This is a genomic window from Secundilactobacillus silagincola, assembly GCF_002583405.1.
Classification (GTDB): domain Bacteria; phylum Bacillota; class Bacilli; order Lactobacillales; family Lactobacillaceae; genus Secundilactobacillus; species Secundilactobacillus silagincola.
Genome location: NZ_BCMJ01000007.1, coordinates 98321 through 112725, shown reverse-complemented (window position 1 = coordinate 112725; position 14405 = coordinate 98321). Strand labels below are relative to the sequence as shown.

The 14405-nt window shown below is 43.1% G+C and carries 13 protein-coding genes and 1 tRNA gene; 3 read left to right on the top strand and 11 right to left on the bottom strand.

Annotation, left to right across the window (positions count from 1 at the left end):
* From CES82_RS12495 to CES82_RS09160, 6 genes are all read right to left on the bottom strand, one after another.
* On the bottom strand, nucleotides 1-1086 hold a 1086-nt coding region (locus tag CES82_RS12495; protein ID WP_225364881.1), incomplete at its 3' end, for a procyclic acidic repetitive family protein.
* Nucleotides 1087-1233: 147 nt separating this feature from the next.
* Nucleotides 1234-2553 carry a phosphopyruvate hydratase gene (gene eno / locus CES82_RS09180; RefSeq protein WP_098825623.1) on the bottom strand — a complete coding sequence of 440 codons (1320 nt, stop codon included), beginning with the start codon at nucleotides 2551-2553 and terminating at the stop codon, nucleotides 1234-1236.
* A 96-nt stretch (nucleotides 2554-2649) separates the two neighbouring features.
* Nucleotides 2650-3405, bottom strand: coding sequence for a triose-phosphate isomerase (gene tpiA / locus CES82_RS09175; RefSeq protein WP_098825622.1), 756 nt, complete (start codon nucleotides 3403-3405; stop codon nucleotides 2650-2652).
* Between the two features lie 155 nt (nucleotides 3406-3560).
* Nucleotides 3561-4763 carry a phosphoglycerate kinase gene (locus tag CES82_RS09170; RefSeq protein WP_098825620.1) on the bottom strand — a complete coding sequence of 401 codons (1203 nt, stop codon included), beginning with the start codon at nucleotides 4761-4763 and terminating at the stop codon, nucleotides 3561-3563.
* A 117-nt stretch (nucleotides 4764-4880) separates the two neighbouring features.
* Nucleotides 4881-5891 (bottom strand): type I glyceraldehyde-3-phosphate dehydrogenase, encoded by a 1011-nt coding sequence (gap, locus tag CES82_RS09165; protein WP_098825618.1) that lies wholly within the window; start codon nucleotides 5889-5891, stop codon nucleotides 4881-4883.
* A 71-nt stretch (nucleotides 5892-5962) separates the two neighbouring features.
* Nucleotides 5963-6988: a sugar-binding transcriptional regulator gene (locus tag CES82_RS09160; protein ID WP_098825616.1), complete on the bottom strand. Its 1026-nt coding sequence runs from the start codon at nucleotides 6986-6988 to the stop codon at nucleotides 5963-5965.
* 245 nt (nucleotides 6989-7233) lie between these two features.
* Here CES82_RS09160 and CES82_RS09155 point away from each other — a divergent pair.
* Nucleotides 7234-7305: transfer RNA gene (locus CES82_RS09155), tRNA-Arg, on the top strand.
* 59 nt (nucleotides 7306-7364) lie between these two features.
* Here CES82_RS09155 and CES82_RS09150 read toward each other — a convergent pair.
* On the bottom strand, nucleotides 7365-8081 hold the full coding sequence (locus tag CES82_RS09150) for a sulfite exporter TauE/SafE family protein (protein ID WP_098825614.1): 717 nt from the start codon (nucleotides 8079-8081) through the stop codon (nucleotides 7365-7367).
* Nucleotides 8082-8357: 276 nt separating this feature from the next.
* Between CES82_RS09150 and CES82_RS09145 the strand changes: the two genes are divergently transcribed.
* Nucleotides 8358-8951 (top strand): ATP-dependent Clp protease proteolytic subunit, encoded by a 594-nt coding sequence (locus tag CES82_RS09145; RefSeq protein WP_098825613.1) that lies wholly within the window; start codon nucleotides 8358-8360, stop codon nucleotides 8949-8951.
* A 46-nt stretch (nucleotides 8952-8997) separates the two neighbouring features.
* Here the strand turns inward: CES82_RS09145 and mmuM are convergent, their stop codons facing one another.
* Nucleotides 8998-9918 carry a homocysteine S-methyltransferase gene (mmuM, locus tag CES82_RS09140; RefSeq protein WP_098825611.1) on the bottom strand — a complete coding sequence of 307 codons (921 nt, stop codon included), beginning with the start codon at nucleotides 9916-9918 and terminating at the stop codon, nucleotides 8998-9000.
* A 129-nt stretch (nucleotides 9919-10047) separates the two neighbouring features.
* Here mmuM and CES82_RS09135 point away from each other — a divergent pair, with 129 nt between their 5' ends.
* Nucleotides 10048-11445, top strand: coding sequence for an amino acid permease (locus CES82_RS09135; protein ID WP_098825638.1), 1398 nt, complete (start codon nucleotides 10048-10050; stop codon nucleotides 11443-11445).
* Nucleotides 11446-11511: 66 nt separating this feature from the next.
* Here CES82_RS09135 and whiA read toward each other — a convergent pair whose 3' ends face one another.
* The 3 genes from whiA to rapZ are packed head-to-tail and all read right to left on the bottom strand — an operon-like array spanning nucleotide 11512 to nucleotide 14347.
* On the bottom strand, nucleotides 11512-12450 hold the full coding sequence (gene whiA, locus CES82_RS09130; protein WP_098825609.1) for a DNA-binding protein WhiA: 939 nt from the start codon (nucleotides 12448-12450) through the stop codon (nucleotides 11512-11514).
* A 5-nt stretch (nucleotides 12451-12455) separates the two neighbouring features.
* Complete coding sequence (gene mgfK / locus CES82_RS09125; protein ID WP_098825607.1) at nucleotides 12456-13466, bottom strand: gluconeogenesis morphogenetic factor MgfK; 1011 nt, start codon at nucleotides 13464-13466, stop codon at nucleotides 12456-12458.
* A gap of 2 nt (nucleotides 13467-13468) precedes the next feature.
* Nucleotides 13469-14347 (bottom strand): RNase adapter RapZ, encoded by an 879-nt coding sequence (gene rapZ, locus CES82_RS09120; RefSeq protein ID WP_098825605.1) that lies wholly within the window; start codon nucleotides 14345-14347, stop codon nucleotides 13469-13471.
* Nucleotides 14348-14405: the final 58 nt, after the last annotated feature.

Genomic DNA, 14405 nt, shown 5'->3' with positions numbered 1-14405 from the left:
AGGTTGTGGTTCGGGTACTGGTTCTGGCTCAGGTCCTGGCACTGGATTTGGTTCTGGATTAGGTACCGGTGCTGGTTCAGGTTGCGGTGCTGGTACTGGTTCAGGATCAGGTCCTGGCGCTGGATTTGGTTCTGGATTAGGTACCGGTGCTGGTTCAGGTTGCGGTGCTGGTACTGGTTCAGGATTAGGTCCCGGTGCTGGATTTGGTTCTGGCTCGGGTGCCGGTTGTGGCTTTGGTTCAGGGACAGGCAATGGTTCCGGATTAGGCTCCGGTTTATTAGTATCGTCTTTTCGAACTTTTAATTGGATACTCCCATTACCGTCTTGGTCATACACGACTTCATGTGATAGAACCTGATACCCCTGCGTGCTCACATTTTTTAAAAGTGTTTCTACTTTATCCGTTACTTGGTCATACGCCGATGTAAATCCAGTGGTTAACCCATCATTGGCCACTGTTTCTCCATTCGAAGCCTGATAAGTAATTTGGTAATTAATTTGTTTACGGTGTATCACTGTCTCGACCGGAGCCATGTTTCTGGTTATCACAGTCTCTTGATTTTCCACTAACTCATAATCTAATTTGAGTGGTTCCACCAAAAGAGGCCGACAAATCCCGTCAACCGTACCTGAAGAATATTGATAATCGGTAAAATGCTTTGTACTTCTAGTCGTATCCGGATTTTCAAGAACATACCTTAATTTTGGTCTTTCTTTGATTGCATGTAGGATCAATGCAGATTCAAATTTAAACTTTGATACACCCTTAGGGATTACAATAGGCGTGATCAAGTTAGGCTCCAAATTAGAATAATTAGGGTAGAGTGACTTCAAATTATAAGTTCTTAACCCCGCATCATTAAAATCCGTTACTCCTGCGATTGGTTTTGTCACAGAGACTGTTTTGGACTCTTTAGGCAATGCTTTTAGGGTACTTGAACCAGCATCTCTAACCTTCCTAACCACCTCAAACGTAAGTTCATACGGCGAAAATTCTGGGTGAGACACCTTGGCACTAGCATGAGTCGTCGTTAAACCGAATCCCATAGCCACAGTTATTCCCAATATTAATCGGTTATACTTCATTAGTAACTAATCTCCTCTCTTGTATAGAAGTTAACTACGCAAGACAGACCAATTAAAATCGAGAATCAAAAAAAAGACCTCAACCAATGAAAATTCATCAGCTGAGATCTTTAAATTTACACCGAGACTAATAGTCCCGAGATATTTTTACTTGTTTTGGATAGCTTCGCGAGCTTGTTCGCTCAAGTTGTAGAATGAGTGAATACCCTTGTAGTCTGAAACTTCGCCAAGTTGATCTTCGATACGCATCAATTGGTTGTACTTAGCAATCCGTTCGCCACGGCTCATTGAACCAGTCTTAATTTGACCAGCGTTCAATGCGACAACTAAGTCAGCAATGGTAGTATCTTCAGTTTCACCTGAACGGTGTGAAATGATAGCAGTGTAACCTGCTTCTTTAGCCATTTCAACGGCTTCAACAGTTTCAGTCAAAGTACCGATTTGGTTCAACTTGATTAAGATAGAGTTAGCAACGCCCATCTTGATACCCTTTGCAAGGTAATCAGTGTTAGTAACGAATAAGTCATCACCAACGATTTGGACCTTCTTGCCTAAGCGAGAAGTAGCCATTTGCCAGTCTTCCCATTCGTTTTCGTCCAATGGGTCTTCGATTGAAACAACTGGGTACTTGTCAACGATGCTTTCAAGTAAGCTGACAAATTCTTCAGCAGTGTATGACTTGCCGTCACCCTTAAGGTCGTAAGTCTTAGTTTCAGTGTTGTAGAATTCTGATGAGGCACAGTCAAAGGCAATTGCGACGTCTTTGCCAGGCTTGTAACCAGCCTTCTTGATAGCTTCAACTAAGATTTCGAATGGTTCTTCGTTGTTCTTCAAGTCAGGTGCAAATCCACCTTCGTCACCAACGGCAGTAGAGTAACCGCGGTCGTTTAAGATAGCTTTCAAGGCATGGAATGTTTCTGAACCCATACGGATAGCTTCCTTAACACTTGGAGCACCAACAGGCATGATCATGAATTCTTGGAAATCAACCTTGTTGTTAGCATGCTTCCCACCGTTGATAACGTTCATCATTGGAGTAGGAAGTACGTGAGCATTGAAGCCGCCTAAGTAGTTGTATAGCGGAACTTCAAGTTCGTCAGCAGCAGCACGAGCAGCAGCTAATGAAACACCTAAAATGGCGTTTGCGCCCAGCTTACCCTTGTTAGGAGTACCATCTAACTTGATCATAGCCTTATCGATTGAAATTTGGTCAGTTACATCGTAACCAACAATTTCCTTAGCGATAATGTTGTTAACGTTGTCAACGGCTTTAGTAACACCCTTGCCACCGAAACGGCTCTTGTCACCATCACGTAATTCAACGGCTTCGTGTTCACCAGTAGAGGCACCTGAAGGCACGATTCCACGGCCAACTGCACCGGCTTCTGTGTAAACTTCAACTTCAACAGTTGGGTTACCACGTGAGTCTAAGACTTCGCGGGCGTAAATATCAGAAATAATTGACATTGTATTCTCTCCTTATGAATGTTTAACCTAGCGGGAAACTTTTCCCCGCAGTCTATTTTATTAGTTTAGCTTTGAACTTGCAATTACTATTTGAGTTTATTTTTGATAGTGTACCAATTGTAAAAAGGTTTCCGGATCAAGACTGGCACCACCAGCTAAAACACCGTCGATATTTTGCTTAGCCATAATCTGAGAAATATTTTCTGGATTGACACTGCCACCATATAACACACGCATCTCGTTAGCCACATCATCACCATATAAATCGGCAACCGTCTGACGAATCAGGTAACATCCTTCTTCGGCTTGGTCAGCCGAAGCCGACTTACCGCTACCAATTGCCCAACTGGGTTCGTAGGCAATCACTAGTTGACGCGCCAAATCTTCACTGACGCCTTTTAAGGCACCAGTAACTTGACTAACCACCCAGTGAATCTTTTCGCCAGCTTCCAGTCGTCCCATCGTTTCATCACAGCACAGAATTGGTGTCATATGATTTCGATAGACCGCGTGTACTTTTCGGTTAATGATGTCATCGGTTTCGTTAAAGTAACTTCGCCGTTCAGAATGACCAACGATGACATATGGAATGCCCATTTCTGATAAGGCTTGCGGCGATGTTTCGCCGGTAAATGCCCCGGCATCCTCGTAATAACAATTCTCAGCACCAATTTTTAAACGATCAGCGCCATTAGCTTCAATCATCGTTTCCAACAAAATAGCAGGTGCTGCAATCGCCGTCTCAACTTGATCAGGCTCAGGCAGTTGATCTGAAACAATTTGCATAAACGAACGGGCATCATCGACAGACTTGTTCATCTTCCAATTACCCGCAATAAGTGGTATCCGCACGGTAAACGCTCCTTTTGTTCAGTCATTTAAAATCACAATACTATTCTATCGGAATGAAAACGTTTTAGCCAGTGAAGCCCACTATCAATTAAAAAAGGTTATCTTACTAAGAATGCGCAAAGAAGCCAGGACATGATCCCAGCTTCTTTAAAAGACTACTTTTCGCTGATAGCAGCAATACCAGGTAAAGTCTTACCTTCAAGGTATTCCAATGAAGCGCCGCCACCGGTAGAAATGTGGGTTAACTTGTCGCCAACACCAAGTTGTTGAACAGCAGCAGTTGAATCACCACCACCGACAATGGTTGTAGCATCGCTCAAAGTACCCAAGAACTTACCGATTTCAAGTGTTCCTTCAGCGTAATTACTCATTTCGAACACACCCATTGGGCCATTCCAAACAACTAACTTAGCTGACTTTAAAACATCTTCAAAGGCAGCAACTGATTTAGGTCCAATATCCAAAGCCATGTAGCCATCAGGAATATCACCGTCAACGGTCTTGTGATCTGCATCGTTGTCAAACTTTTCAGCAACAACTGAATCAATAGGCAATACTAACTTGTCGCCAGCCTTGTCCATGATTTCTTTAGCTAGATCAATCTTGTCTTTTTCAACTAATGAGTTACCGATCTTCATGCCCTTTGCAGCATAGAAAGTATAAGTCATACCACCACCGATAATCACTTTGTCGGCTTTGTCTAACAAGTTGTCAATAACGCCAATCTTATCAGAAACTTTGGCACCACCTAAAATGGCAACAAATGGGTGAGCTGGATTTGAAACCGCACCACCGATAAACTTGATTTCCTTTTCCATTAAGAAACCAGCAGCAGTTTGTGGCATATTAGAAGCGATACCAACGTTAGAAGCATGTTGACGGTGAGCAGTACCGAACGCGTCATTAATAAAGACGTCACCAAGTGATGCCCAGTATTTACCTAAAGCAGGATCGTTCTTTGATTCGCGCTTAACTTGTTCACCATCTTTAACGTCTTCGTAACGAGTGTTTTCCATTACTAATACGTCACCATCATTCATCTTGTTGATGGCATCTTCCAATTGTGGTCCTTCTGTTACGGGAACAAAAGTCACAGGCTTGTTCAACAAGTTTGAAAGACGTTCTGCAACTGGACGCATTGATAAGCCAGGCTTGTCGTCTTCTGACTTGATCCGACCTAAGTGAGATAGCAAAATAGCTTTGCCACCGTGTTCAATAACGTACTTAATGGTTGGTAATGCAGCAACGATACGGTTGTCATTACCAATAACACCGTCTTTAATCGGAACATTAAAGTCCACACGCATTAAGACTTTTTTGCTCTTTAAATCTAAATCTGAAACAGTTAATTTAGCCAATTTAAAGTCCTCCTGATTTATATCAAGTTGATCATTGTGACCTCTGGTACAAGTCAATTGTTGTAAAAGGCGGAGAAAGTCTCCCTCCTCCGCCTTCTAGTTTTTACTCATTAATGATTAAAGTGAAGCAAAGTGCAACAATGTACGAACCATGTTGCAAGTGAAGCCCCATTCGTTATCGTACCAAGCAACAGTCTTAACGATCTGAGTGTCGCCAGCAGTAGTAACTTCAGTTTGAGTTGGGTCAAATACTGAACCATGAGGGTCATCAATGATGTCAGTTGAAACGATTTCGTCATCGTTGTAACCGAAGGCATCGTTGTTAACAGTGTGCTTCTTGATTGCTTCGTTAACTTCGTCAGCTGTAACCTTCTTGTCAAGGACAGCAACTAATTCAGTTAATGAACCATCAACAACAGCAACACGTTGTGCGTGACCCTGAAGCTTACCATTCAATTCTGGGATAACTAAGCCAATAGCCTTAGCTGCACCAGTTGAATGAGGAATGGTGTTAATGCTTGCAGTACGGTTGTTACGCATCTTCTTGCCGCGAGGACCATCAAGAATTTGTTGAGTAGCAGTGAAGGCGTGAATAGTAGTCATAGTACCAGCCTTGATGCCAAATTCTTCGTTCATGAAGTATGCTAATGGTGCTAAACAGTTGGTCGTGCATGAACCAGCTGAAACGATCTTGTCGCTAGCTTGTAAAGTATCCAAGTTAACACCTGGAACAACAGTACGAACGGCACCTGCAGGAGCTGAAACTAAGACCCGCTTTGCGCCAGCGTCCAAGTGAGCTTGTGACTTTTCTTCTGAAGTGTAAAAACCAGTACATTCGAGAACAAAGTCAACCCCATCGTTCTTAACCCAAGGAATGTTTTGTGCCTTTGGTTCTGCATATACAGGGATTTCCTTGCCATCAACAACGATACCTTTATCTGTTGCTGAAACTTCGCCTGGGAAACGACCATGTGTTGAATCATACTTTAATAGGTATGCAAGCATTGAAGGGGTAGTCAAATCATTGATTGCTGCCACTTCGATGTCGTCAGAATGAAGTTCGTGGATCCGCTTGAATGCTAAACGTCCAATACGGCCAAAACCGTTAATACCAATTTTTACAGTCATAACTGTGTTTTCCTCCTTTAGGAAGTTAAAAAAATAATTATTTTAAACAGCGACACTAATACATAGTATCACTACTTTAAAATCATGTCAGCTAATCCTTCGTCCGTAATCAAAAATGTTTTGGCCGGAGGAATTTTGAAATATGCCTCAACTGCGGCAGCCTTACTATGGCCACCAGCAACTGCAACGACCAGATCCATTCGTTCAAGATCTGAAATCGACAAACCTAGTTTGGGAACCCGGTAAACAATCTGACCATCTTGGTCAAAAAAGTCACCAAAAGCCTCCCCAACTGCATGCCGTTTTACTAACGTTGCTGTTACTTTGTCGGACATTTGACGCCGTTTGGCCATTGCCATTGCATCACCCACGCAATGAATCGCGACGTTTGCGCGGTCAATCAATTCAAGAGTTTTAGCAATAGCAGGCTCGTGACGTAATGATGTTGATGTTGACTCAGAGCTTAGTTCGGGCAAATACAACGCTTGAAAATGGCCTTTGGTTGCTTCAGCCATTCTTGCACAAATTGTATTTGCTTGAATGTTAGGCGATTCGCCCATCCCACCTCGAGCCGGCACAAAAGTTAATTGCCGGTTTTCAGCCAATGTGGCTGATAAAGTCTCCGCTACAGCAGCCATCGTTGTGCCGCCCATAACAGCCACAATACTTTCACCAACCGGCAATTGCTGTCTGAGCAGATCATTAGCTGCTTTACCCATGGCCTGTTTAACATCTGGACGTTCATCTGAATCACCAGAAACAATTAAACAGTCCTGCAAGCTGAGACGTTCTTTAAGCAACGTCTCCTTTTTTCGTAAGCCGGTTAAATCGGCCACCAAGGGTTGTAGATTGAGGATTGCTTTTTGACCATCGTCTGTTAACCAGGCACCGTTAGTCTGCATTGAAACCAAACCTGTATCGACTAAGCTATCCAAATCAGTCCTGACAGTCCGTTCAGTGAGGTTCATCTTTTCTGCCAATGAACGACGCCCAACTGGTTGCATCTGTCTGACTGTCAGCAACAACGAATAACGTCTGAGCAGTTTCTGGGACATTTTAGGAACAACTGCGTTCACCCATCTCCACTCAAGGTCCATGTCTTAACCAACTCTCTACCAACTATGGGACAAGTTATGTCCCATAGTGACGTAATGTGACCCATTTAGGTCAAAAATTAATGGGTACTTATCTTTACCCACATTTCAGATTATAGCAGGGACCCTATCCAATTGCAAACACACTCACATATTTTTTCAAACAGGCTAAATTCATTCCGAGATTACCCCTTGTATTTATATGCAAATTCAGGTATAGTATTCTAGTGTTGAAATGTAATTGGCATGCGCCCGTAGTGTAATGGATCGCACGTAAGATTCCGGTTCTTGAAATGAGGGTTCGATTCCCCCCGGGCGCATAATGCAACATAAAACAAACAGGATACCGTTAAATCGGTATCCTGTTTTTGTATTCGCATTAAAATAGCAAGTAGTAAAAGCCAGCCAGACCAATGAATCGGTAGATCCATGGCTTAATGGTTGCCAAATCCCACTTAGTCGATAGCCGAGACGCAATCATCGTACCAACAGTCGCTCCCACCATTCCGACTAATATGTATGGAATAACATGTGCTCCCAAGATACCACTGACAACTCGAACGCTAGTAATATAGAAACCATCAATGAGGAAAAAGCCTTGAATATTGGCAATATATTCAGGCACGGATTTAGAACGAGACAAAAAATAAAGTGCCATGAGTGGGCCGCCAATACCAAATAAGCCGTTGAAGAAACCTGAAATAATCATAAATAACAGTGCAACGTACCAGGGATATCGTCGACTACCCGCCTTCTTAGAAGTGAGAAAATAAATACTTAGCGCAATCAATAATATGCCTAACATGATACGCAAAATGTGCGTATTTAGTACTAGACCCAAACGCACGGACCAAGTTGCCACAGCGGCATAAACGATAAACGCGGACAAAACACGCTTTAATTTAAAATGATGCCGATAGTGAATAACTAAGGAAATTTCACTTAGTAACATAATAATACCGCCAATACCAGCAGCCTGTGCCATTGGTAAAATTGACGGAAAAAAGATCATCATAATAATAACGGCACCAAACCCTGTCAGGCCTTGAATCAAACCAGCAAGTAAAGCTGGCAAAATCACCAGCAGCCACGTCATAAACTTCCCCCCTGTAAATAGCAAATTTACCATTAAGTATGATAATCTCTTAAACCAGTGTCAACAAGATTTATACAATTAACTGCATCATACGAAAGACGAGTTAGTCAGTATGGGTATTCAAAATATGTTATCCTAAGTTTTGGTATAAGGCCAAAAGCAAGACTGCCATAAACCAAGTGATTTTGTTTGACCTTTTTTGACCTTTAGGTTAAACTACAAATCAGTTAGTCAAACAGACTAATAAACAATAGATCATAAGGAGGCTGCAAAGCTATGAACTTAGTCCCAACGGTTATTGAACAATCTTCCCGTGGCGAACGTGCTTATGATATTTACTCTCGCCTATTAAAGGACAGAATCATCATGCTTTCCGGCGCAATTGAAGACGATATGGCTAACGCAATCATCGCTCAACTTTTGTTCTTGGATGCGCAAGATTCAACAAAGGATATTTACCTTTACATCAACTCTCCAGGTGGTGTGATTACTTCAGGTATGGCGATTTACGATACCATGAACTTTATCCAGTCTGACGTTCAAACCATCGTTACTGGTATGGCTGCTTCAATGGCTAGTGTCTTGGCATCTTCTGGTACCAAAGGCAAGCGTTTCGCATTGCCACACTCACAAGTCTTGATTCACCAACCATCAGGTGGTGCACAAGGTCAACAAACTGAAATCGAAATTGCGGCCGAAGAAATTTTGAAGGCTCGTAAAATGATCAACCAGATCTTATCAGATAACTCAGGTCAACCAATTGAACGAGTTAATGCTGATACTGAACGTGACCATTATTTAACGGCTCAAGAAGCTGTTGATTATGGCTTGATTGATTCAATCATGACCAGTACAAAAGACCGTAAATAATATTTAATTAGTACCAAAAAGGCGAACTCAATTGAGCTCGTCTTTTTTAGTTGCTAGCCATTGTCGACGCGATTTGCGAAATATCTGCCGGCGTCGTTCGACAGCAGCCACCAATCAAACTGGCACCTGCCGCCCGCCATTTTGGTACTAAATCACTGAATGCGGGTGCATCCGGTACCGTTTGCCAAGTTTTGGTCACTGGATCATAGACGTCACCATTATTAGGGTAAACAATAATCGGTTTGTTGGTTGCCCCTGCTACCTTTTTAACCAATTTTTCAATATTTGTCATTGCCGTGCAGTTGATACCAATAGCGGCCACTTGCGGATGGCTTTCAAAATACGCCACGGCTTGGCTTAATGAAGTCCCGTCGCAAAGCTGGCCCTTTTGGTTCACGCTAAACGATACCCATGCTGACATTTCCGGAAATTCATTTTCTAACAAGTCAACCAACGCCTGAGTTTCCTCGAAGTTAGGCTGAGTCTCAAACGCGAATAAGTCCGCGCCAGCTGCTGCCAGTATCTGCATCCGTTCTCGATGAAAATCCTGATACTGCTGCTTCGTTAATTGGTAGTTGCCAGTATATTCACTACCATCAGCCAAATAGGCACCGTAAGGCCCGACACTGCCAGCAATCAATAAAGGACGTTTTGAACCTTCTTCTTTCCGGTATTCATCCCGTGCCCGCTGTGCTAGCCGGACCGACTCGGAAATTAGCCGACGACTTTCAGTAACCGATAGTCCAGCCGCTTCAAACGCGGGCAGGTTTGCTTGGTAGCTATCAGTAATTGCTACGTTAGCCCCAGCTTCAAAATAACTTTTATGTACCGCAACAACGGCATCCGGATTATGAATCAGTGCCATCGCTGACCACAGGGCATTATTCGTTTCAACACCCCTTTTTTCAAGTTCAGTTGCCATTGCACCATCAATAACAAGTGGCTGATCAAAGTTAATTCTACTCATTTATGATAATCCTCTCATATTTAGACTTGCGTATCCATATTTTTTAATGTTATTCTAATTCTCGTTGGTTTGCAATTATGGAGGAATGAAAATTTGGAGAAAAAAACACATACTACCCTTGAACGTAAGATGACAGCACGCCATTTATTTATGATTTCTCTAGGCGGTGTCATTGGCACAGGGCTCTTCTTAAGTTCCGGTTACACGATCCACGAAGCAGGCCCAATTGGCACGATTCTCGCATATGGTATTGGCGCAGTCGTGGTTTACCTCGTCATGCTGTGCCTAGGCGAACTATCAGTTGCTATGCCGCAAACCGGCTCCTTCCACGTTTACGCTGACCGCTTTATTGGCCACGGTACGGGATTTACCGTTGCTATTCTTTACTGGCTCACATGGACGGTAGCGTTAGGCTCCGAGTTCACAGCCGCTGGTCTCATTATGAGCAAGTGGTTCCCTCACTCACCCACATGGATCTGGAGTGCTTTGTTCATGGTCGTTATTTTTGTTTCCAACGCCATGTCGGTTAAATTCTTTGCCAATACTGAATTTTGGTTCTCTAGTATTAAAGTGATCGCGATTATTCTCTTTATCATCTTGGGTGGATTAGCCATCTTTGGCGCTATTCATATTAAGGGTTATCAGCATGCACCTTACTTTTCCAACCTGTTTAAAGACGGCCTCTTCCCCAATGGTTTTAAAGCCGTCTTTACAACTATGCTCACCGTTAACTTCGCTTTCTCCGGGACAGAATTAATCGGTGTTACGGCCGGTGAAACTAAAGATCCTGAGGTCACACTGCCGAAAGCAATTCACACCACGCTGTTTCGACTGATCATCTTCTTTATCGGTAGTATTACCGTGATGTCTGCATTGATTCCATGGCAAAAAGCTGGCGTCAATCAAAGTCCCTTCGTCTTGGTTTTCAACAGCATCGGACTGCCCTTTGCGGGTGATCTCATGAACTTCGTGGTTTTAACTGCCATTTTATCGGCTGCCAACTCAGGTCTGTACGCTTCGACAAGAATGCTGTGGTCTTTGGCAAACGAAGGTACGATTCCGTTGAAGGTGGCTCAGACTAACCGTCGCGGCGTTCCAATGCTGGCGCTATGTTTAAGCATGGTTGGCGGTATTTTAGCGCTCATTTCCAGTGTGGTTGCCGCATCAACTGTCTACCTGGTTTTAGTTTCCATTTCTGGTTTAGCCGTTGTTATCGTTTGGATGGCGATTGCAATATCTGAAATTAATTTCCGGAAACAATGGCTTAAAACCGGGCACACCGTTTCAGAATTAAAGTTCAAAACACCTTGGTATCCGGTTGTTCCGTGGGTCGCATTCATTATGTGCTTATTATCATGCGTTCTGATCGTATTCGATCCAACACAGCGTCCCGCACTGTTCTACATGGTGCCGTTCTTGATTCTTTGCTATGCCGTTTATTATGGTAAAGAAGCTTGGAGCAAGCATCATGGTAGTACAAAGAACCAGTATGTTAACCCTGATAAGAGCCATGAAGATAATCTTTAACAAAAAAGCAGAGTTTCAGGAAATCATCAGATTCCTTGAAACTCTGTTTTTATATATGTTCACACTTTACACAGCTTTTGCTGTCCGAAGACTATCAGCGTAATCACTGATTTTACGTAATCGGTGATTAATTCCCGACTTCGAAATTGCACCACTTGGCAGCATGGCACCCAGTTCTTTCAAACTGACTTCACGATTAGCTAAACGAATTTCGGCCACTTCCCGTAATTTGGGCGGTAGTTGGTCTAAGCCAACGGTGGACTGAATAAACTCAATGTTAGCAATTTGTTTACTGGATGCATTAGCAACTTTATCCATATTGGCGTTTTCACAGTTCACAAGCCGGTTAACCGAATTTCGCATATCCCGCATGATCCGGACATCCTCGAACTTCAGCATGGCACTAGAAGCACCAATCAGCGAAAGAAAATCAGCGATTCGTTCACCCTCTTTGAGGTAGGTAATAAACCCACCACGGCGAGCAGTTGTCCGGGCATTTAAATCATAATGATTGATCATTTCCGCAATCATTTGATTATGATCCTCATATACGGAGTAGATTTCCAAATGATACCGCGACGTTTCTGGATTGTTGACCGATCCACCAGCTAAAAAAGCGCCCCGTAAATACGAGCGAACCTGACCGTCATTTTTTAACAGCTCAGGTGAAACCTTCTCGGTCAGCTGGCCATCTTTAAAAATACCAAGATCAGCAAGGACTCTTTCAGTCCCTTCATTGACCCGAACAATGTATAAATTATTTTTCTTCAATTTCATCTTACGCCGAACCATGAGTTCACTTTCCACATCGTAAAATTGCTTCAACAGCTGGTAAATTCGGCGCGAAATTGCCGGGTTTTCCGTTTGAATATTAAGAACAAAATGGTGATTGGAAATTGCAATAGAGCCGTTCATCCGAATGAGCGCAATCAATTCAGCTTTAGCGTTATCGCGGTGAACTTCAAGTGTTGTCAGTTCTTTTTTAACTTCACTGGCATATGACATTGGCACTACCTCCCCTCAGCAAACCTCGATGTAACCTGTCCCAGCAGGTTCATTAGTTCGTTAACCACTAGTTCGCCATTATGAAACGCACCGTTATCCCGCAATTCCAGAAAATCAGCAGAAACTACTCGACAGCCTTGTTCTCGCAGACCATGGAAGTCATGCTCAACTTGACGTGACATTTCGTTCCAGCGCTGATAATCAATGTATTCATCTGGAACCTTTTGAGTGTTAACTAAAACCGTATTGATGACATTTTGCTTTAAATGCCGATTCAACACGCGAACGTGATCCGCATCAGTGAACTTTTCAGTTTCACCCTTTTGAGTCATAATGTTACAAATATAAACGACTTCAGCCTGCGTTTTCCGCAAAGCATCCCCCACGTTACTAATCATCAAATTAGGCAAAATACTGGTAAATAAACTACCTGGACCCAGCACAATTTGGTCAGCATCCATGATTGCATTAATCACTTCATCAACTGCTCGCGGTGCCACATCTTTATGGTTACTTGATGTGACCCACACATGTTTAATCAGTTTGTGTGCAGCGGTGATTTCTGATTCCCCGGTCATAGTAGTCCCATCAGAAAATTCGGCATTGAGCTCTAGCGGTTCATTAGCAGCTGGATAAATATGCCCGTCAACCTGCATGATATCGCAAAGCTCCTGCACGGCATCAAAAATACCGTTTTTCATTTCTGACAGTGCTGCAATCACCAAGTTACCCAGGGCGTGTCCAGCAAAGAACTGATCCTTACTGTCGAATCGATACTGGAACAACTGCAGTACGAGTGGTGACAATTGAGACAGTGATACCACTACGTTTCGAATGTCTCCAGGTGGCACCACGTTCACATAATTGCGAATAATGCCAGATGATCCGCCATCATCAGCCACAGTCACTACGGCCGTAATATCTACATCGTGACCCTTTAAATTACGAAGGATGACTGGCAAACCTGTGCCCCCGCCCATCACAACGATCTTGGGCCGACGTCGTTCTTCCATCATAGTTAGTTTGATTCCTTTCGCTTTGAAATATCACGGTGAGTAATATGCACTGGATACTTTTCTCCAAGCGTATTGCCCAATCGTTCAGCCAATGCAACTGACCGGTGCTGACCACCAGTGCAGCCAATGGCTACCGTTAAATTATTCTTTCCTTCCCGTTTATAGCCGGGCATGATTGATTCCAGTAACCCCAAAAACTGCTTGTAAAACGATTCAGTCTCAGGCTGCTTCATCACATAATCATAGACAGGCTGATCCAAACCGGTTAGATTTTTCAGTTCCGGCCGATAGTATGGATTAGGTAAGAACCGAACATCCATCACAATATCAGCATCAATGGGTAACCCATACTTAAACCCAAACGACATCAATTCAATGTGGAATTTTTCAATATCACCAGCTTCAAAGTTATGAAAAATTTCTTCACGCAATTGACGTGGGGATAATTCTGACGTATTGATGACTAACTGTGCAGCCTGTTTAAGTGGTGCCAAGAGCTTTCGTTCAGCCTTAATACCCTCGATCACCCGACCATTACGCGCCAACGGGTGTGACCGTCGTGTTTCCTTGTAACGTGAAACCAGTGTCTCATCATCTGCGTCCAAAAAGACGATCTGAGTCGTATCTGACCGGTTTAAATCCGAAATATCCGTGGTCATTTGCATGATTTCATCATAAAACGCTTTGGCACGTAAATCGATGACAACGGCGACTTTTTTGATTTTGCCAGTTTCTCGAACTAGCTCCCAGAACTTATTCATTAACGACGGCGGCATGTTATCGATACAAAAATATCCAAGGTCTTCAAAGGCCTGCATGCCAACGGTCTTACCAGCACCGCTCATGCCAGAAATAATGACTAGTTGCACATCATTGTTCATAGTTCTATCTCCAATCAAATCAATCATTTAAACATTCTAACACACCAGGCGTGTCATT